The following is a 19,632-nucleotide window of genomic DNA, read 5'->3' on the forward strand; positions in this document are numbered from 1 at the left end:
AGAAGACTCGAACTTCCACGGTGTTGCCACCGCTAGGACCTGAACCTAGTGCGTCTACCAATTCCGCCACCTGGGCATGCTTTTCAGCATGGGGTGCGATGATCGCTCATCGTCTTGCGGTGATGCAACCCTTGGTTGCATCTGGCGGTCTATTGTTCGGTTATCAGGGTTCCGAACCCGCCTGATAAAGCCTGTCAGCGACTGACTTTATCCTTGAATAAGTGGTGCCCAGGAGAAGACTCGAACTTCCACGGTGTTGCCACCGCTAGGACCTGAACCTAGTGCGTCTACCAATTCCGCCACCTGGGCACTGGAGTCGATGATCGCTCATCGTTTCCGTGTTACAACGTCTGTCTGACGCTGTGGGCGCGAACTATACGGAGCCCCTTTTAGCTTGTAAACCCCTGATGCGATAAAAAATTTATTCTTGCCCGAAGCTGACCGACAAGCGGATTTCGCGCTTCAATAAGCAGATGGCGAACCATACCCCTATATAAGGTGACCGCACTTTAATGGCCGATTGGCAAAACCTCGATCCCGAGGCCGCCCGCGAGGCGGAAAAATACGACAACCCCATCCCCAGCCGTGAGCTCATCCTGGCGCATCTCGCCGAGCGCGGCGCCCCCGCGACGCGGGCCCAGTTGCTCGATGAGCTCGGCCTCTCCGGCGAAGAGCAGGAAGAAGCGCTGCGCCGCCGACTGCGCGCCATGGAGCGCGACGGCCAGCTCATCTATACCCGCCGTGGCGCCTATGCGCCGGTGGACAAGCTCGACCTGATCCTTGGGCGCATCGCCGGCCACCGCGACGGCTTCGGCTTCCTGATCCCCGATGACGGCAGCGATGACCTGTTCCTCAGCCCGACGCAGATGCGCCTGGTATTCGACGGCGACCGCGCCCTGGCGCGCGTGTCCGGCTTCGACCGCCGTGGTCGCCGCGAAGGCGCAATAGTAGAAGTGGTCGAGCGCGCCCACGAGACCATCGTGGGTCGCTACTTCGACGAGAGCGGTATCGGCACGGTCGTCGCCGACAACCCGAAGATCCAGCAGGAAGTCCTGATTCCGCCGGGCAAGGCCGGCAAGGCGAAGCACAACCAGTTCGTCCAGGTGCGCATCGACGTCTGGCCGAATGTGCATCGCCAGGCCCAGGGCGAGGTGGTGGAAGTGCTCGGCGACTACATGGCGCCGGGCATGGAAATCGAAGTCGCCCTGCGCAGCTACGACATTCCCCATACCTGGCCCGAGGCCGTGGAGAAGGAAGCGGCCAAGCTCAAGCCCGAGGTGCTGGAGAAGGACAAGGAGAAACGCGTCGACCTGCGTGCCCTGCCTTTCGTCACCATCGACGGCGAGGACGCCCGCGACTTCGACGACGCGGTCTACGCCGAGAAGCGCAAGGGTGGCGGCTGGAAGCTGTTCGTCGCCATCGCCGACGTCTCTCATTATGTGAAGGTCGGTTCGGCCCTGGATGAGGAGGCAGCCAAGCGCGGCAACTCGGTGTACTTCCCCGAGCGCGTGATCCCGATGCTGCCGGAGATTCTCTCCAACGGCCTGTGCTCCCTGAACCCGCTGGTCGATCGCCTGGCCATGGTCTGCGAGATGAATCTCTCCAAGGCCGGCAAGATGACCGACTACCAGTTCTATGAGGCAGTCATCCATTCCCATGCGCGCCTGACCTACACCAAGGTCAGCCAGTACCTGGAGACGCCGGACAGCCCCGAAGGCCAGCGCCTGAAGGAGCAGCTGCCGGCGGTGGTGCCGCACCTCAATACGCTCTATGACCTGTACAAGGTTCTGGTCGGCGCGCGCCACGTGCGCGGGGCGATCGATTTCGAGACCCAGGAAACCCGCATCGTCTTCGGCGCGGACCGCAAGATCTCGGAAATCCGCCCGACCCAGCGCAACGACGCACACAAGCTCATCGAGGAATGCATGCTGGCGGCCAACGTCGCCACTGCCAAGTTCCTCGAGAAGCATGCGATTCCCGCGCTCTACCGCGTCCACGACGGCCCGCCGCAGGAAAAGCTGAACAACCTGCGCCAGTTCCTCGGCGAACTTGGCCTGACGCTCTATCGCGGCAAGGGCGACCCGACCCCGGCGGATTACCAGAAGCTGCTGGAGTCGATCCAGGGCCGCCCGGACCTGCAACTCATTCAAACAGTGATGCTGCGCTCGCTGAGCCAGGCGGTGTACAGCCCCGAGAACGCCGGCCACTTCGGCCTGAACTACGAGGCCTACACCCACTTCACCTCGCCGATCCGCCGTTATCCGGATTTGCTGACCCACCGCGCCATCCGCAGCCTGATCCGCTCCAAGGCGGCCTCCGAGCACGTGCAGCGCGCCGGTGCCGCCAGCATGCCCAAGGCGCGTATCTATCCGTACGACGAGGCGCGTCTGGCCCAGCTGGGCGAGCAGTGCTCGATGACCGAGCGCCGTGCCGACGAGGCGACCCGCGATGTCACCAACTGGCTGAAGTGCGAGTTCATGCGCGAGCGCGTGGGCGAGACCTTCCCCGGCGTGATCACCGCGGTGACCGGCTTCGGCATCTTCGTCGAGCTGAGCGACATCTATGTGGAAGGCCTGGTGCACGTTACCGCGCTGCCGGGCGACTACTACCACTTCGATGCGGTGCACCATCGCCTGAGCGGTGAGCGCACGGGTCGCAGCTTCCGCCTGGGCGACACCGTGGAAGTGGTCGTGGCGCGCGTCGACCTGGACGAGCGCAAGATCGATTTCGAACTCTCCGACAACGTGCTCAGCGCGCCCATCGGCCGCAAGAAACGCGGCGAGAAGCCTGAGCCGGTCGCCAAGGGTAAAGCGGCCAAGGGCAAGGCGCCCAAGGGCGCGGCCGCGAAAGACAAACCAGCCAAGGCTGCGCGTGCCGTCGCGGACGATCCGTACCTCGCCCCGGATGTTGCCGTGCAGCCGCGCAAGCGTAAGGTCGGGGTGGTCCAGGCCCTGCCGTCGGTGGCGCCGGAGATGCTCGCCAAGGCCGAGGAAATGCTCGGCAACACCGACGTGCGCAAGAGCCGCGAGGTGAAGAAGGCGCTGCTCGACGAAGCTAAGGTCGGCGGCAACAAGCCGGCGGCTGGCAAAGGCAAGGGCGCGCCCGCCGCGGGGAAACCTCGCAATCCGTCGAAACAGAAAGCCCGGTCCGCCAAGCCGACCAAGCACCGCAAGGGTTCTGCTGCGCCCAAGGCGGGTGCCACTGGCGGCGCGCCGGCCAGCAAGCGTAAGGCGAAGAAATGAGTCAGTGGGAACAGGTCTACGGGGTCCATGCCGTAGAAGCTTTGTTGCGCCATCACCCGAAGCGGGTCAAGCAGCTGTGGCTGGCCGAAGGCCGTCAGGACCCGCGGGTGCAGGCGCTGGTAGAGCTGGCTGGCCAGGCGCGCGTGCCGGTGGGTACGCGCGACCGCAAGGAACTGGACGAATGGGCCGAGGGCGTGCACCAGGGCGTGGTCGCCGAGGTCAGCCCGAGCCAGGTGTGGGGCGAGAACATGCTGGAGGAGCTGCTGGAGCGCTCCGCCGGCCCGGCACTGCTGCTGGTGCTCGATGGTGTGACCGATCCGCACAACCTCGGCGCCTGCCTGCGCACCGCCGATGCGGCGGGCGCGCTGGCGGTCATCGTGCCGAAGGACAAGTCCGCCACCCTCAACGCCACGGTTCGTAAAGTGGCTTGCGGCGCTGCCGAAGTCATCCCGCTGGTGGCGGTGACCAACCTCGCGCGCACGCTGGAGAAACTCCAGCAGCGTGGCCTGTGGATCGTCGGCACCGCCGGCGAGGCCACCCAGATGCTCTACGAACTCGACCTCACCGGGCCGACGGTGTTGGTGATGGGCGCCGAGGGCAAGGGCATGCGCCGCCTGACCCGCGATCACTGCGACTACCTGGCCAAGCTGCCGATGCAGGGCAGCGTCAGCAGCCTGAACGTCTCGGTGGCCACGGGCGTGTGCCTGTTCGAGATCGTTCGGCAGCGCCAGCTCAAGGCCGGCGCCTGACGATGCTCTTGTAGGAGCGAGCTTGCTCGCGAACCGGGACGGCACGGTGTCGATCCTGTTCGCGAGCAAGCTCGCTCCTACGAAGAGCCGGCTGTTCAAATAATCGTCAATTTCCTTGCGCCACCTTCCCCCCTTCTCTAGAATGTCGGCCCTTGTCGTCCGGGCAGGCGTTCGCGCGTCCTCCCGAGTGGCAAGGAAAAAATCATTCACTCCTTGTCTGACCGCTTTGTCGGCAGGCTGCAATCCGTAAGGAGCATTTATGCGTCATTACGAAATCGTGTTCCTGGTTCACCCGGACCAGAGCGAACAAGTCGGTGGCATGGTCGAGCGTTACACCAAGGCCATCGAAGAAGACGGCGGCAAAGTCCACCGTCTGGAAGACTGGGGCCGTCGTCAGCTGGCTTACGCCATCAACAACGTGCACAAGGCTCACTACGTTCTGATGAACGTCGAGTGCACCGCCAAGGCCCTGGCAGAAATGGAAGACAACTTCCGTTACAACGACGCCGTGATCCGTAACATGGTCATCCGTCGCGACGAAGCCGTTACCGGCCAGTCCGAAATGCTGAAGGCCGAAGAGAGCCGCAACGAGCGCCGCGAGCGCCGTGAGCGTCCCGAATCGAACGAGGGCGAGTCCGCTGACGGCGAAGATAGCCGCGACAGCGCTGACGAGTAATCCCGGACCAGTATTGAGGAGCCACACACATGGCACGTTTCTTCCGTCGTCGTAAGTTCTGCCGTTTCACCGCTGAAGGCGTGAAAGAGATCGATTACAAGGATCTCAACACCCTGAAGGCCTACGTTTCCGAAACCGGCAAGATCGTTCCGAGCCGTATCACCGGCACCAAGGCCAAGTACCAGCGTCAGCTGGCGACCGCAATCAAGCGCGCCCGCTACCTGGCCCTGCTTCCCTACACCGACAGCCACGGCCGTTGATCGGGCAGTCGACAGGAATTGATGGATAGATCGCATGCGCGCATTGGCTGAATTTGTCATGCGAGGCCGCATGCAGGCGACCCTGGTGGTCGTCGCAGCCGCGGTACTGCAGCCGTTGTTCTGGCTCGGTGCTGCAGCAGGCAGTCTGGTGCTGTTGCGCCGTGGTCCGAGTGATGCCTTTGGCATCCTGGCCTGGGCGCTGCTTCCGGCACTGGCCTGGTGGTACCTGGGTGACCCCAGCGTGAGTCTGGTTCTGATGGGTAGTGCCGTGCTGGCGCAGGTTCTGCGCAGCAAGGTGTCCTGGAACCAGGTGATGCTGGCGAGCGTTGTGCTCGGTGCGGTGTTCGTGCTGCTGCTAAGCACGGTGTCGGCCGGGTTGGTCGCAGGTCTTGCCGATGCATTCGGCAAGGCGCTGCCGCAGGTTCTGGCCGAAGCCAAGCTTTCGCCGGAACAGATGGCCGCCCTGCAGGCGGAGATGGTTCCGACCATCACCGGCCTGATGGCAGCCTCGCTGCAGACGATCAGCCTGTTGTGCCTGATGCTGGCGCGTTATTGGCAAGCAGTACTGTTCAACCCGGAAGGGTTTGGCCGCGAGTTCCGCGCACTGCGCCTGTCGCCGGGCACGGCTGTAGCGCTGCTGGTCGGCGTTGTGGCACTGCCCTTCGCAGGGCCCGCGGCCACCATGCTGGCGCCGCTGTGCATGATCCCGCTGCTGTTCGCCGGGATCGCACTGGGGCACGGCCTGGCCGCGCTGAAGAGGCTTCCGGGCTTCTGGCTGGCACCGCTGTACCTGCTGGTATTCGTACTGGGCAATGTGATCTGTCTTGTCGCCGTAGTCGACAGTCTGTTTGATTTTCGCGGTCGTCTGGCCAAGCGCCAGAAAGCTGCGAACGGTGAAGGTTAAAAGTTAAGAGGTAAGACTCAAATGGAAGTCATCCTGCTGGAAAAGATCGCCAAACTGGGCAACCTGGGCGACAAGCTGAACGTAAAGGGCGGTTACGCTCGTAACTACCTGCTGCCGCAGGGCAAAGCCACTGCTGCCACCGCTGCCAACGTCGCTGCTTTCGAAGAGCGCCGTGCAGAGCTGGAAAAAGCCGCTGCTGAGAAAAAAGCCGCTGCCGAAGCTCGTGCTGCCCAGCTGTCCGAACTGATCGTGACCATCGGCGCCCACGCTGGCGACGAAGGCAAACTGTTCGGTTCGATCGGCACCCGCGACATCGCCGACGCCGTTTCGGCTGCCGGCTACCCGCTGGAAAAGAGCGAAGTTCGCCTGCCCGACGGCGCCCTGCGCGCTGTAGGCGAATACAACATCGAAGTGCAACTGCACATGGATGTTGATGCAACCCTGCACGTGGTTGTAGTCGCCGAGTAAGCGATCCGTCGCTAGGACGATTCACACAGCTTGCCTGGGTGAATCAGTCCAATAACAATGGGCACGGTACCGATCCTCGGTCCGTGCCCTTTGTTTTTCCGCCGTTTGATTCTCTCCTGCGAAGAGCCGACACGAAGAACCCATGAACGACATCACCATCCCCGAGCAATACGACCTGCAGACCGCTTCCCTCAAGGTGCCGCCGCACTCGATCGAAGCCGAACAGGCGGTGCTGGGCGGCCTGATGCTCGACAACAACGCCTGGGAGCGTGTCTCCGATGCCGTGTCCGATGGCGACTTCTACCGCCATGACCATCGCCTGATCTTCCGCGCCGTCTACAAGCTCGCCGAAGCCAACCAGCCGATCGACGTGGTGACCCTGTCCGAGCAGCTCGAGCGCGAAGGGCAGCTGTCCCAGGTGGGTGGCCTGGCATACCTCGCGGAGCTGGCGAAGAACACGCCTTCGGTGGCGAACATCAAGGCCTACGCGGGCATCATCCGCGAGCGCGCCACCTTGCGGCAGCTGATCGGCATCAGCAGCGACATCGCCGACAGCGCCTTCAACCCCGAAGGACGCAGCGCCAACGAAGTGCTCGACGAAGCCGAGCGCAAGATCTTCGAGATCGCCGAAGCGCGCCCCAAGACCGGCGGTCCGGTGGGCATCGGCGACATCCTGGTCAAGACCATCGACCGCATCGACCACCTGTTCAATACCTCGGACGCGCTGACCGGTATCACCACCGGCTTCACCGACCTCGACGAGAAGACCAGCGGCCTGCAGCCCTCCGACCTGATCATCGTCGCCGGCCGTCCGTCCATGGGTAAGACCACCTTCGCCATGAACCTGGTGGAGAACGCCCTGATGCGCAGCGACAAGGCGATCCTGGTGTATTCCCTGGAGATGCCTTCCGACTCCATCGTGATGCGTATGCTCGCCTCGCTCGGCCGCATCGACCAGACCAAGGTGCGTACCGGCAAGCTGGACGACGAGGATTGGCCGCGCCTGACCTCGGCGGTGAACCTGCTCAGCGACCGCAAGCTGTTCATCGACGACACCGCCGGCATCTCGCCCTCGGAAATGCGCGCGCGGACCCGCCGCCTGGCCCGCGAGCATGGCGAGATCGGCATGATCATGGTCGACTACCTGCAACTGATGCAGATCCCCGGTTCCGCCGGCGACAACCGGACCAACGAGATTTCCGAGATTTCCCGTTCGCTGAAGGCGCTGGCGAAGGAATTCAACTGCCCGGTGGTGGCGCTCTCGCAGCTCAACCGCTCGCTCGAACAGCGCCCCAACAAGCGCCCGGTCAACTCCGACCTGCGGGAATCCGGAGCGATCGAGCAGGACGCCGACGTGATCATGTTCGTCTACCGCGACGAGGTGTATCACCCGGAAACCGAGTTCAAGGGCGTCGCCGAGATCATCCTCGGCAAGCAGCGTAACGGCCCCATCGGCACGGTGCGGGTGGCCTTCCTCGGCCGCTACAGCCGTTTCGAGAACCTCGCACCCGGCATGTACAACTTCGAAGACGAGTGACGATGCCGCATTCCGCGTGACCGACGGGCGCCTTAAGATAGGCGCCCGTTTTCATTGCAGAGGCCGCCATGCGCCCGCTCGTCGCCCACGTCGATCTAGCCGCCATTCGCCACAACTATGCCGTCGCCAAGCGCTGCGCACCGGGGCGTGAAGCCTTCGCGGTGGTCAAGGCGAACGCCTACGGGCATGGCGCGCGGGAAGTGGTGAGCTGCCTGCACGACGAGGCGGACGGCTTCGCCGTGGCATGCCTGGAAGAGGCCGCCGAGGTGCGCGCCCTGCATGCCGGTGCCCGCATCCTGCTGCTGGAAGGCTGCTTCGAGCCGGCGGAATACCTGCTCGCCGCCCAGCTGCGACTGGACGTGGCGGTGCAGGGCCCCGAGCAGGCCCAGGCGCTGCTCGCCGCGCAGCTGCCCGGTGCGCTCAACGTGTGGATGAAGCTGGACAGCGGCATGCACCGCCTGGGCTTCACGCCCGAGGCCCTGCGCGACTGGCACCCGCGCCTGCGCCAGGCGCCGCAGGTGGCCGAGCTGAACCTGATGAGCCACTTCGCCAATGCCGACGTGCGCGGCGACGAACTGACCGAAGACCAGGTCGCCTGCTTCCTCAGCGTGCTGGACCTGGATTTCGACCTGCGCTCGCTGGCCAACTCCGCCGCCGTGCTGACCATTCCCGCCGCGCACATGGACTGGGTTCGTCCCGGCATCATGCTCTATGGCGCCACGCCCTTCGCCGACATCGGCGCCGCCGAGCTGGGCCTGCGCCCGGCCATGAGCCTGGAGGCGCAACTGATCGCCGTGCGCGAGGTGGCGGTAGGCGAGAGCGTGGGCTACGGCGCGACCTGGGTGGCCGAGCGGCCGTCGCGTATCGGCACTGTCAGTTGCGGTTATGCCGATGGCTATCCACGTCACGCCCCGAGCGGCACGCCAGTGCTGGTGGATGGCCTGCGCGCGCCGTTGGCCGGGCGCGTGTCGATGGACATGCTGGCGGTGGACCTGACCGACCTGCCCAGCGCGGCGGTGGGCGCCCGCGTCGAACTGTGGGGCGCCAACCTGCCGGTGGACGAGGTGGCGGCCCACGCCGGGACCATCGGCTACGAGCTGCTGACCAAGGTCACTGCCCGCGTGCCGCGCCGCTACCGCAGCTGATCAGGCGCGGTCTTCGCTTTCCAGGCGTTCGCTTTCCAGCCAGAGCTCGCTGGTTTCGCCGCCGGCCTCGCTGGCCATGGCGTAGGCCGCCCGGCCGTTGCCCTTCACGTCGTAGAGCGCCTGGTCCGCGGCCTTGTAGAGCTTGCTGAACTGCATCGCGTGGCTGGGGTAGATCGCCACGCCAATGCTCGGCGTGACGCGCAGCTCCAGGCTGTCGAAACGCACCGGGCGCGACAGCTCGTTGAGGATGCGGCAAGCGATTTCCTTGGCATGGCCTTCGGCATCGGGACCCGAGATCAGCGCCGCGAATTCGTCGCCGCCCAGGCGCGCCACGCAGTCGCTGCCGCGCACGCACTGGCGCAGGCGGTTGCCGACGTTCTGCAGCATGAAGTCGCCGGCATCGTGGCCGTGGCTGTCGTTGATCGGTTTGAAGTGGTCGAGGTCGATCAGCATCAGGGCCAGGGTCTCGCCGTTCTGCTGGGCGTTGGCCAGCGCATGCTCGGCGTGTTCCACCAGATAGCGGCGGTTCGGCAGGCCGGTCAGCGGGTCGTAGTGAGCCGCGTGCTGCAACTGCACTTCGCGCTCGCGCAGCAACTGGTTGCTCTGGGTGAGCTCGGCGGTGCGTTCGGCCACGGCTTTCGCCAGGTCGTGCTGGGCACTCTGCATCAGGGTGAGGCGCGCGCTCTTCTCCCGGTCCGCCTGTTCCAGCGCCTGCGCGCGCTCGCGCTTGAGGCCCTGGATGCGCGAGGTGAGGGCGAAGGAGAACAGCACCGACTCCATGGCCACGGCGATGGGGAAGATGTACGACGTCAGCGGCGAAGGTTGCACCACGCCGGTGGCGCGCAGCACGGAAATGCTCACGCTGGTCAGCACCAGGCCGAAGCCGAGCAGGTAGAGGAAGGCCGGGAACGAACCCTGGCGCCAGCGTACCAGGGCGCCGCCCAGGGCCGCCGGCACGCCGATCAGGGTGATCAGCACCAGCATCCATCCCGCCACGCCGCGCAATCCCAGCGCGCCGAGGACGATGGTCAGCGCGTACAGCGCGCAGTTCAGGTTCAGCAGCCAGTGCGACCAGCGCACGTGGCGGCGGGTCTGCAGCAGGGTGATGGTGAAGCGGTGTACGCACAGCCCCCAGAGCGAGGGCAGGGTGATGCGGTCCAGCCACCACGGCACCGGCTGGTCCGGCCAGAAGTACTCGAAGCCGTGGCCGCTCATCCCCAGGCTGAACAGCAGCGCGCTGGCGGTGGTCAGCACGTACCAGAAGTACGCCGGGTCGTGCAGGGTCAGCAGGATGAACAGGTTGTACAGCAGCAGCGCGGCGATCAGGCCGTAGATGAAGCCGAGGACCAGGCTGGTATCGGCGCGATGGTCCTGCAGGTCGTCCAGCGACCAGATGCGCAGCGGGAAGGAGTTGCCGGCCGGATCGTAGGCGCGGGCATAGATACGCACCGGGCCGCTTCCATCGGGCAGGTGGAAGACCGGGCGGCGGTAGTCGCGGTCGCGGCCCTGGGCGAAGGGCACGGCCTCGCCGGAGAGCGTTTCGCGGTAGACGCCCCGCTCGTCGGGCATGTAGAGACGCAAGTCCTTCAGGTTGACCGCGTCCACTTCCAGCCACCAGCCGCCGGGCGGGGTGCTGCGGCGGTCCAGGTCCAGGCGCAGCCACCAGCCTTCGGGGCTCTGGCCGACGCTGGTGCGGCCATTGGCCGGCACGAAGTCGTGGCTGGCCCTTACGGCGTCCAGCGACAGCGGGCCGTCACGTTCCTGCAGCAGTTCGAGGTGATCGTTGAGCCAGGCGCCGCTGGCCTTGTCGTCCAGTTCGAAGGCCAGCGCCGCATGGCAGAACAGCAGGGTAAGCAACAGCACGAAAGCACGACGCACGACAGGCACTCCCTGGCCCTGGCCGGTGGCCAGGCGTACTGCGGATAGTGGCTGAAGTATAGCCAGATGATGGCATCGGTAATCTACCGTGCGCCGGTTAAATCGCTGGCCGCCTCCCACCTGAATTACCGCCTAAATCTGAGCTCGCTGGTCGGATTTGTACATTTTTTGTGCTATATTCCGCGCCCGCGTTTTTCCGCGATTCCTACTCAGAGATACCCGGTGCCCGTGATGCAAGCCGCCAAGCCGCTGTTCGATTATCCCAAGTTCTGGGCCGAGTGTTTCGGCCCGGCGCCGTTCCTGCCCATGAGCAGGGAAGAGATGGATCAGCTGGGCTGGGATTCCTGCGACATCATCATCGTCACCGGGGATGCCTACGTCGACCATCCGTCGTTCGGCATGGCCATCATCGGCCGCCTGCTGGAAGCCCAGGGTTTCCGCGTGGGCATCATTGCCCAGCCGGACTGGCGCTCGAAGGACGACTTCATGAAGCTCGGCCAGCCGAACCTGTTCTTCGGCGTGGCGGCGGGCAACATGGACTCGATGATCAACCGCTACACCGCGGACAAGAAGATCCGCAGCGATGACGCCTATACCCCGGGCGGCCTTGCCGGCAAGCGCCCGGATCGCGCCAGCCTGGTCTACAGCCAGCGCTGCAAGGAAGCCTACAGCGAGACGCCGGTGGTGCTCGGCGGCATCGAGGCCTCGCTGCGCCGCATCGCCCACTACGACTACTGGCAGGACAAGGTACGCCGCTCCATCCTGATGGACGCCACCGCCGACATCCTGCTGTACGGCAACGCCGAGCGTGCCGTGGTGGAGATCGCCCAGCGCCTGGCCGCCGGCCAGTCGGTCGAGCAGATCACCGACGTGCGCGGCACCGCCTTCGTGCGCCGCGACACTCCCGAGGGCTGGTTCGAGGTGGACTCTACCCGTATCGACCGTCCGGGCAAGGTCGACAAGATCATCAACCCCTACGTGAACACCCAGGACACCGCCGCCTGCGCCATCGAGCAGGAGAAGGGCGAGCAGGAAGACCCGAACGAAGCCAAGGTCGTGCAACTGCTGGCTCACCCGCGCCTGGAGCGCGAGCGCACAGTGATCCGCCTGCCATCGTTCGAAAAGGTCCGCAGCGACGCGGTCCTCTACGCCCACGCCAACCGCGTGCTGCACCTGGAGACCAACCCCGGCAACGCCCGCGCCCTGGTGCAGAAGCATGGCGAGGTGGACGTGTGGTTCAACCCGCCGCCCATCCCGATGAGCACCGAGGAAATGGACTACGTGTTCGGCATGCCCTATGCGCGCGTGCCGCACCCGGCGTACGGCAAGGAAAAGATCCCGGCCTACGAGATGATCCGTTTCTCGGTGAACATCATGCGTGGCTGCTTCGGCGGCTGCACCTTCTGCTCCATCACCGAGCACGAGGGGCGGATCATCCAGAACCGTTCCCACGAGTCGATCCTCGCCGAGATCGAGGAAATGAAGAAGGTGCCGGGCTTCACCGGGGTCGTCTCCGACCTGGGCGGGCCGACCGCCAACATGTACCGCATCGCCTGCAAGGACCCGGAGATTGAGCGTCACTGCCGCAAGCCGTCCTGCGTGTGGCCGGGCATCTGCGAGAACCTCAATACCGACCATTCCTCGCTCATCGAGCTGTACCGCAAGGCCCGCGCCCTGCCGGGGGTGAAGAAGATCCTGATCGCTTCCGGCCTGCGCTATGACCTCGCCGTGGAATCCCCGGAATACGTCAAGGAGCTGGTCACGCACCACGTCGGCGGCTACCTGAAGATCGCCCCGGAGCACACCGAGGAAGGTCCGCTGTCGAAGATGATGAAGCCGGGCATCGGCACCTACGATGCCTTCAAGCGCATGTTCGAGAAGTTCTCCAAGGAGGCGGGCAAGGAGCAGTACCTGATCCCGTACTTCATCGCGGCGCACCCGGGCACCACCGACGAGGACATGATGAACCTCGCCCTGTGGCTCAAGCGCAACGGCTTCCGCGCGGACCAGGTGCAGGCCTTCTATCCCTCGCCGATGGCCAGCGCCACCGCCATGTACCACTCGGGCAAGAACCCGCTGCGCAAGGTGACCTACAAGAGCGACGGCGTGACCATCGTCAAGAGCGACCAGCAGCGCCGCCTGCACAAGGCCTTCCTGCGCTACCACGACCCGAAGGGCTGGCCGATGCTGCGCGAGGCCCTGGAGCGCATGGGCCGCGCCGATCTGATCGGCAACGGCAAGCACCACCTGATCCCGACCTACCAGCCGCAGACCGACGAGTACCAGAGCGCACGCCGCAAGAACTCCACCCCGGCCGGCAGCAAGAAGGCCGGCAAGCCGCTGCTGACCCAGCACACCGGGCTGCCGCCGCGCGCCAGCAATGGCTCCAAGCCCTGGAACAAGGCCGAGGAAGGCAAGGCCAGCGGCTACGCCAAGGGCAAGAAGCGCACCACCAAGCGGCAGCCGAACATCCCGCGCTGATCCGTCTGCCCTGTGCTGTGAAAAAAGGCGTGCCCGCTAAGCGGTCACGCCTTTTTGCTGGAAGAAGCCCACGTAGGCCTTGTCGACCTTGAGGATGTGGTGGGTCAGCCAGTCCTTGAGCAGCTCCAGCGCCTCCAGCGACACCGCCTCGCCATCCTCGTGGCGATAGAGCAGGTCGATGATCTGCCGGTTGAAGCGGTCGTGCTCGGCGCGGTGCGCCTCTTCCCCCGGATAACCCAGGCGCTGGAACAGCACTTCCTCGACGATGAAGTGGTTCATCGTGTACTCCACCAGTTGCTCCAGCAGTTCGCCGATCGGCTGGCCCGTGCCCTCGGCGCCGTCGAGGTTGTCGTACAGCGCATTGGTGAGGTCGACCAGCCAGCGGTGCTGCTGGTCGATCCGCTCGATTCCGATCACGAAGTCGTCGTTCCAGGGCATGAAGCTCATCCGTGCACTCCTTGGGTTGGATGCGCAGATCATCCCGATCCGCCATCGGCCAGCAGTGACATCAATCAATCAAAGTGCGAAGTGTCTGAAGGACTGGCGTGGCGCGGGGTGTAGGAGTATTCTCGGGCTCAACTGGTACCATAGTTCCATATCATAAGAACAAGACCGGAGCCCGCCATGCGTCTCGCAACCCTATCCCTTCTCGCCCTCTCCATTGCCCTGGCCGCCTGCGGCGAAGGCGACAAGCCCAGCGCCGCGGTCAGTGCGGATTTCCAGAAGGACCTGCAGGCCCGCCTGATCAAGGCCAAGGCTGGCGATGTCATCGACATTCCCGCCGGCACCTACCACCTGGACCGCAGCCTGAGCCTGAAAGTGGACGGCGTGACCATCCGCGGCGCCGGGATGGACAAGACCATCCTCAGCTTCAAGAACCAGAAGGCCGGCGCCGAGGGCCTGTTCGTCGACGCCTCCGACTTCACCCTGGAGAACCTCGCCATCGAGGACACCAAGGGCGACGGGCTGAAGGTCATCGGCGGCAAGAACATCGTCATCCGCAACATCCGCACCGAGTGGACCAACGGCGCCTCGACCGATAACGGCGGCTACGGCATCTACCCGGTGCAGACCGAGAACACCCTGCTCGAAGGCAACGTCGCCATCGGCGCGTCCGACTCGGGCATCTACGTCGGCCAGTCGCGCAACGTGATCGTTCGCAACAACCGCGCCGAGCGCAACGTCGCCGGCATCGAGATCGAGAACACCATCGGCGCCGACGTCTACAACAACGTCGCCACCGACAACACCGGCGGCATCCTCGTCTTCAACATGCCCAACCTGCAGCAGCCGGGGCGCGGCACACGCGTCTTCGACAACGACGTGCAGGGCAACAACCACGAGAACTTCGGCCACAAGGGCACACCGGTGGCCAGCGTGCCGGCGGGCTCGGGCGTGGTGGTGAACTCCAACGACGACGTGGAGATCTTCAACAACAGGATCGGCAACCACAAGACCGCCAACGTCATCATCAGCAGCTACTTCAGCACCAACTACTCGGACAAGGCCACCCAGCCGAACTTCGACCCCTATCCCGAAGGCATCTTCATCCACGGCAACACCTTCGGCCCCGGCGGCGACAGCCCCGACCACCTGGAGCTGAAAGCGCTCAAGGTCGCCAAGTTCGGTCTCACCGGGCGCCTGCCGGACATCCTCTGGGACGGCTACTTCAACGACAAGAAACTGGTCGACGGCAAGCTGCCCGAAGCCCTGGCCATCTGCATCGACAACGGCAACGCCGGCATCGTCAACGTCGACGGCCCCAACGGCTACAAGAACATCAGCACCGACATGAGCTCGCACCAGTGCAAGCTCAAGCCGCTGCCGAAGATCGAACAGGCCGGCCTGGGTGAAAAAGGCAACAAGGCATGATCAAACCCGCTTCGTTCCTGTTGTCGCTCGCCTTGGCCATGTTGATGGCCGGGTGCGGGCAGGAGAGCAAGCCGCGTTACCAGCCCGAAGGCGACGACTATCCGGAAAAGCTCAGTGGCTGGGGCATGCTGCACCTGGCGGACGGCCACCTGACACCGTCCGCCGAGGTGCTGCCCTATGACCTGAACACCCCGCTGTTCACCGACTACGCGCACAAGCTGCGCACCCTGTGGATGCCCGATGGGCAGTCGGCGCAGTACGCCGAGGACCGCTTCGACTACCCCGTCGGCACCGTGCTGACCAAGACCTTCTATTACCCGAAGGACGCCCAGGGCAACCTGCTGCAGAACAGCCAGGACGACCGCGATCCCAAGGCCGGGCTGGACATGGGCAAGGTCCACCTGGTGGAAACCCGCGTGCTGGTGCGGCAGAAGGGCGGCTGGGCGGCGCTGCCCTATGTGTGGAATGCCGACCAGAGCGAAGCGACCCTGGAGCTCGCCGGCGACAGTCCGGCGCTGGAGCTGACCGCCGCGGACGGCAAGAAGACCGCCTTCACCTACATGGTGCCGGACGCCAACCAGTGCTCCGAATGCCACGCCGAGCAGAAGGGCGGCGGTATCGCTCCGCTGGGCCCCAAGGCGCGGCACCTGAACAAGGACTTCGCCTACGCAGGTGGCAGCGAGAACCAGCTGCAGCACTGGCAGGCGCGCGGCTTCCTCAAGGGGCTGCCGGCGCTGGCGCAGGTGCCGCAGAACGCTTTGTGGGGGCATCCGCGTCCCGGCGAGGACCTGGAGAAACAGGCGCGCAGCTACCTCGACGCCAACTGCTCCCACTGCCACAACCCCAAGGGCGCGGCGCGCACCTCGGGTCTCTACCTCGACCCGCACACGCCGGTCTCCATCGCCTACGGCCTCTGCAAACCGCCGGTGGCGGCGGGCGGCGGCACCGGTGGGCGGCTGGAAGACATCCATCCCGGCAGCCCGGACAAGTCGGTACTCAGCTACCGCGTCGGCAGCGACAAGCCGGGCGACATGATGCCCGAGCTGGGCCGCACCCTGGTGCACCGCGAAGGGCTGGAACTGCTCGACCGCTGGATCGCCTCGCTGCCCGGCGGCTGCTAGTGGAATGAGGCCCGGAGCCCGCCAGGGCTCTGGGCTGCGCGCTGTACCGAGCAAACGGCCAGGGGCGTGCTAGCGTTCATCTGGTCCCTTTCCCTCGCAGGTGCGCTTCCATGGACGATACGAACATCATCAATGTGGGTACGGAGAAGTTCAACGCACTGTGGGCGACGGTTTCGCAGTACGCGCTCGCCTTCGGTGTGAAGATTCTCGTCGCCATTCTCTTCTGGGTCCTCGGCCGCTGGCTGATCAGCTTCGCGGTCGGCCTGGTGGAGAAGGCATTGGCCAGGCAGAGCGTCGACCCGACGGTGCTGCGCTACGTCGGCTCCTTCATCACCGTCACCCTGAACATCCTCCTGGTCGTCGGCATCCTCGGCTACTTCGGCGTGCAGACCACCAGCCTCGCCGCGCTGATCGCCGCCATCGGCCTGGCCATCGGCATGGCCTGGTCCGGCCTGCTGGCCAACCTCGCGGCCGGCGGCTTCATCATCGTCCTGCGGCCGTTCAAGGTCGGCGACTTCGTCTCCGCCGGCGGCGTCACCGGCACCGTGAAGGAGATCGGCCTGTTCGCCACCGCCATCAACACTCCGGACAACGTCCTGACCCTGGTGGGGAACAACAAGATCTTCGGCGACACCATCCAGAACTTCAGCCACAACACCTTCCGCCGCGTAGACCTCAAGGCGCAGCTCTCCGGCGCTGCTGACTACCAGGCTGCTGCTGCGGTACTCAAGCAGCGCATCGCGGCGATCCCCAACGTGCTGAGCGACCCGCCGGTGGATGTGGAAATCCTCGAGTTCAACCTCGTCGGCCCGGTGCTGGCGGTGCGTCCGTACTGCCACAACGACAACTACTGGCAGGTCTATTTCGACACCAACCGCACCATCAAGGAAGCCCTGGGCACCGACTTCCCGGCACCGATGCCGGCGCAGACGGTGATCGTGCAGCAGTCGGCGAACGGCTAACGGAGCCAGATCCTACAAAGGCCACCGAGAGGTGGCCTTTTGCATTTCAAATGCTGACATTCTGGAAGTGCGCAAAGGGGGGGATTTTTAAAGGGGGAAATTCTCAGTGACTGGCTGAAGTAGAAGACCAGAAAATAAATCTGTCCCCTTTTTTATAGCTTTGTGTGGCAGGTTTTCGGGGTGTTATCTTCAAAGATTGTGCTTGCAATTGCCTTTGTTTTTTTATCTATTTTCACGTTTATAAATTCATCTCCACATTTTGATTGTGCTTCGACGAATGTTTTTGTTTTTTTGTTGTACAAGAAAATTCTGTATATGTCGTATACTCCCTTTCCATCGTCAGAATGCCATATGGAAAAGTCTAGATTTTTATCAAAATCATAGTCGTAAATTTCTATATTTAATGTTTTTTCTGTGTCAAATTCTATTTTCTTCTCTAGCTTGTCTCCGTTGACTATCTCTACTTCGTTATTCTTTATTTTTATCGTGGTTTTGTTGTCGCCTGACGGAAAGAAGTCAATGATCTCTGCGTTGGTGGATGTTGTAGCAGTCGCGGCGAGGATAGAACCTGCTAGAGCTATTGTTTTTACATTCATCATGATGTCAGTGCTTACTCTGTTTTTAAGGTATTTATTAGCTTCAGTCTCCAGTCGTTGTTGGGGACGGTTTTTCTTAGAGGCTCAGGCTCGCAAAGAGAGATAACTATGCTTTCTAGTTTTCCTTTTACTATTCCGTCTATGCATTCATATGTCTTGGAGGTGTATTCTGATCTTTCTGAGTTGGGGTCTTCTTTAATGTATGTTACTTTTAGTCTGGTAATGCGTATGTTGCTGCCGGGGAAGGCTTTTTGTGGTTTGTATTTTTCTTTGCTTATGATTGATTGCGTGAAGTCCCTTGCGTCATCGCTGTATGATTCTCTTTGAGGATATGTGGAGCCTTTCGGGATTTTACTTCCCTTGATTACTCCAGAGTTTATGTTGGCATTGCTTTCGGCGAAGATCATTCCAGATATAGGGCTCGATTCGTATAGTAAGGTGCATACGTCGGCTCCGTGTAGTAGTTTCTTATCGGACTTCAATGAAAATCCACAGGTTTTTTTTAGATCGTATGAGTGATTGGTTTCTATTGTTGAGTTATTGGCGGCATGAAGAATAATTGATGTCAGTGAGGTCGCGATCAGAAGGGTTAATCTCATTTTCTTATGTTTCCGCCAGGAAGTGTTGTGATCGTATCATCGCTTAGATCTTTGTATGCGTGTTTGAAGTACCGGATGCGATTGTCTAAGTGTAGCGCTGCACGGTTTACTTGCCGGGTAACGTTCAGTACATCCGCCCTAACAGCATCAATGTCGCTCATGGTTGAGAATGTCACTCTATCGGCTCTCGTGTTTATGTTTATCTTTCCATCTAGAATCCAAGAGTATGGGTGCGGGCTCCCCGGAGGGTTTGATACTCGATCCCTAGTTTTTTCCGCTGTCCAGTAATATCCCGATGCATCAGATGCAACGTAGCTGTTTGATTGGAGTAATAGTTGATTTGGCTCGGAAGTGAAGTCTAATCTCCGGAATCTCTGGTAGTTCGTGTAGCCGACTCTTCCTGTTACCTGAATTACACCTCTTCCTCTAAATCTGACACCATCCCCCGGATTGATGTTGCCCAGATCGGCACGCCCCTCGTATGCTGCCCCACTAGCGTACTCTCTTACGGTCTGCATACCATCAGTTTCTTGGACGATTTGCCCCCAGAAATGAGCTGTGCGCAAAGGCGTGTTTATTAAGTATTTCGATCTTGTTTTGTTTAAAGATATCCACATTGTTCCAGGCATTATCTGGGTGTTGGTTGAGTTTCCAGTTGAAATATTTCTCAAAGCTGATTCGTAGTTGAGATTTAATCCTGTGGCTGGTAATAATTGAGCCATTTCAATTTTGCTTAACCATCCACATGTTCTCAGGTGTGATATAAAATCCTTCGGTGGAAAGCGCCAATGCTTGCTTTCTATATCCGTTAAGTTGGCCTCTTCCCAAAACGCCAATGCCTCCTGATGCTTCTTAAGGTCCTTGAAGTCATCCTCCGACATAGGCCCACCCTCCGCGACTTTCAATAGCCAGTCATAGCGCGCGTTGAAATCATCGCGCGCCCATTCGGTAGGGAATTTGCAGATCAGGCGCTTGAGCGTGCCTTGTGCTTGGGAGTCAACGAGCCTGGCGGTATTCAGCTCCCGCTCGGCGACGTACTGCTCGGACAACCGGAGCTTGTCTCCCTCCGGAAGTCCGTCGTACTCCGCAGAAATGGCGATGCTGACTGCATCGGGGTGGCGGGGCCGGGGGCCGGTGAGGGA

The 19,632-nt window shown here is 62.5% G+C and carries 17 protein-coding genes and 1 tRNA gene; 12 read left to right on the forward strand and 6 right to left on the reverse strand.

Translation table 11 applies throughout. The features are described from left to right. Positions 1-222: 222 nt before the first annotated feature. Positions 223-309 (reverse strand) — tRNA-Leu (locus tag ACCC94_RS16860). A 203-nt stretch (positions 310-512) separates the two neighbouring features. On the opposite strand from ACCC94_RS16860, the gene rnr reads away from it, so the two are divergent. The 8 genes from rnr (at position 513) to alr (ending at position 8,981) form a co-directional block, all read left to right on the forward strand. Next, positions 513-3,242 (forward strand): ribonuclease R, encoded by a 2,730-nt coding sequence (gene rnr, locus ACCC94_RS16865; protein ID WP_413350619.1) that lies wholly within the window; start codon positions 513-515, stop codon positions 3,240-3,242. Beyond that, positions 3,239-3,991, forward strand: coding sequence for a 23S rRNA (guanosine(2251)-2'-O)-methyltransferase RlmB (gene rlmB, locus ACCC94_RS16870; RefSeq protein WP_045216244.1), 753 nt, complete (start codon positions 3,239-3,241; stop codon positions 3,989-3,991). Before rnr ends, rlmB begins: the two co-directional genes overlap by 4 nt. A 259-nt stretch (positions 3,992-4,250) precedes the next feature. Next, positions 4,251-4,667: a 30S ribosomal protein S6 gene (gene rpsF / locus ACCC94_RS16875; RefSeq protein WP_015479136.1), complete on the forward strand. Its 417-nt coding sequence runs from the start codon at positions 4,251-4,253 to the stop codon at positions 4,665-4,667. Between the two features lie 29 nt (positions 4,668-4,696). Further along, positions 4,697-4,927 carry a 30S ribosomal protein S18 gene (gene rpsR / locus ACCC94_RS16880; protein WP_003095634.1) on the forward strand — a complete coding sequence of 77 codons (231 nt, stop codon included), beginning with the start codon at positions 4,697-4,699 and terminating at the stop codon, positions 4,925-4,927. A 34-nt stretch (positions 4,928-4,961) separates the two neighbouring features. Continuing rightward, complete coding sequence (locus ACCC94_RS16885) at positions 4,962-5,831, forward strand: hypothetical protein (protein WP_413350621.1); 870 nt, start codon at positions 4,962-4,964, stop codon at positions 5,829-5,831. Positions 5,832-5,852: 21 nt separating this feature from the next. After that, the gene (gene rplI, locus ACCC94_RS16890; protein WP_017518273.1) at positions 5,853-6,299 is read left to right on the forward strand and encodes a 50S ribosomal protein L9; all 447 of its coding nucleotides are present in this window, start codon (positions 5,853-5,855) and stop codon (positions 6,297-6,299) included. 142 nt (positions 6,300-6,441) lie between these two features. Continuing rightward, positions 6,442-7,836 carry a replicative DNA helicase gene (gene dnaB, locus ACCC94_RS16895; protein ID WP_192434111.1) on the forward strand — a complete coding sequence of 465 codons (1,395 nt, stop codon included), beginning with the start codon at positions 6,442-6,444 and terminating at the stop codon, positions 7,834-7,836. Positions 7,837-7,904: 68 nt separating this feature from the next. Continuing rightward, complete coding sequence (gene alr / locus ACCC94_RS16900; RefSeq protein ID WP_413350622.1) at positions 7,905-8,981, forward strand: alanine racemase; 1,077 nt, start codon at positions 7,905-7,907, stop codon at positions 8,979-8,981. Here alr and ACCC94_RS16905 read toward each other — a convergent pair whose 3' ends face one another. After that, the gene (locus ACCC94_RS16905; RefSeq protein WP_413350623.1) at positions 8,982-10,859 is read right to left on the reverse strand and encodes a diguanylate cyclase domain-containing protein; all 1,878 of its coding nucleotides are present in this window, start codon (positions 10,857-10,859) and stop codon (positions 8,982-8,984) included. It lies immediately after the preceding gene. 231 nt (positions 10,860-11,090) lie between these two features. Here ACCC94_RS16905 and ACCC94_RS16910 point away from each other — a divergent pair, with 231 nt between their 5' ends. Continuing rightward, the gene (locus tag ACCC94_RS16910) at positions 11,091-13,340 is read left to right on the forward strand and encodes a YgiQ family radical SAM protein (RefSeq protein WP_413350624.1); all 2,250 of its coding nucleotides are present in this window, start codon (positions 11,091-11,093) and stop codon (positions 13,338-13,340) included. A gap of 36 nt (positions 13,341-13,376) precedes the next feature. Here the strand turns inward: ACCC94_RS16910 and ACCC94_RS16915 are convergent, their stop codons facing one another. After that, complete coding sequence (locus ACCC94_RS16915) at positions 13,377-13,787, reverse strand: bacteriohemerythrin (RefSeq protein ID WP_413350625.1); 411 nt, start codon at positions 13,785-13,787, stop codon at positions 13,377-13,379. A 177-nt stretch (positions 13,788-13,964) separates the two neighbouring features. On the opposite strand from ACCC94_RS16915, the gene ACCC94_RS16920 reads away from it, so the two are divergent. The 3 genes from ACCC94_RS16920 (at position 13,965) to ACCC94_RS16930 (ending at position 17,295) form a co-directional block, all read left to right on the forward strand. Beyond that, on the forward strand, positions 13,965-15,212 hold the full coding sequence (locus ACCC94_RS16920) for a parallel beta-helix domain-containing protein (protein WP_413350626.1): 1,248 nt from the start codon (positions 13,965-13,967) through the stop codon (positions 15,210-15,212). Then, positions 15,209-16,333, forward strand: coding sequence for an SO2930 family diheme c-type cytochrome (locus ACCC94_RS16925; RefSeq protein ID WP_413350627.1), 1,125 nt, complete (start codon positions 15,209-15,211; stop codon positions 16,331-16,333). Before ACCC94_RS16920 ends, ACCC94_RS16925 begins: the two co-directional genes overlap by 4 nt. 110 nt (positions 16,334-16,443) lie before the next feature. Then, entirely contained in the window at positions 16,444-17,295 is an 852-nt protein-coding gene (locus ACCC94_RS16930; protein ID WP_413350629.1) for a mechanosensitive ion channel family protein, read from the forward strand. Positions 17,296-17,447: 152 nt separating this feature from the next. Here the strand turns inward: ACCC94_RS16930 and ACCC94_RS16935 are convergent, their stop codons facing one another. From ACCC94_RS16935 to ACCC94_RS16945, 3 genes are all read right to left on the reverse strand, one after another. After that, the gene (locus ACCC94_RS16935) at positions 17,448-17,894 is read right to left on the reverse strand and encodes an XAC2610-related protein (protein ID WP_413350630.1); all 447 of its coding nucleotides are present in this window, start codon (positions 17,892-17,894) and stop codon (positions 17,448-17,450) included. 11 nt (positions 17,895-17,905) lie between these two features. After that, a complete protein-coding gene (locus ACCC94_RS16940) occupies positions 17,906-18,490 on the reverse strand; it encodes a hypothetical protein (RefSeq protein ID WP_413350631.1) in 585 nt (194 codons plus the stop codon). After that, positions 18,487-19,632 (reverse strand): glycoside hydrolase family 19 protein (locus ACCC94_RS16945; protein WP_413350632.1); only part of this gene is annotated, 1,146 nt, incomplete at its 5' end. The genes ACCC94_RS16945 and ACCC94_RS16940, both read right to left, overlap by 4 nt.

Source organism: Pseudomonas sp. Pseusp97 (genome assembly GCF_047304025.1).
GTDB lineage: Bacteria > Pseudomonadota > Gammaproteobacteria > Pseudomonadales > Pseudomonadaceae > Pseudomonas.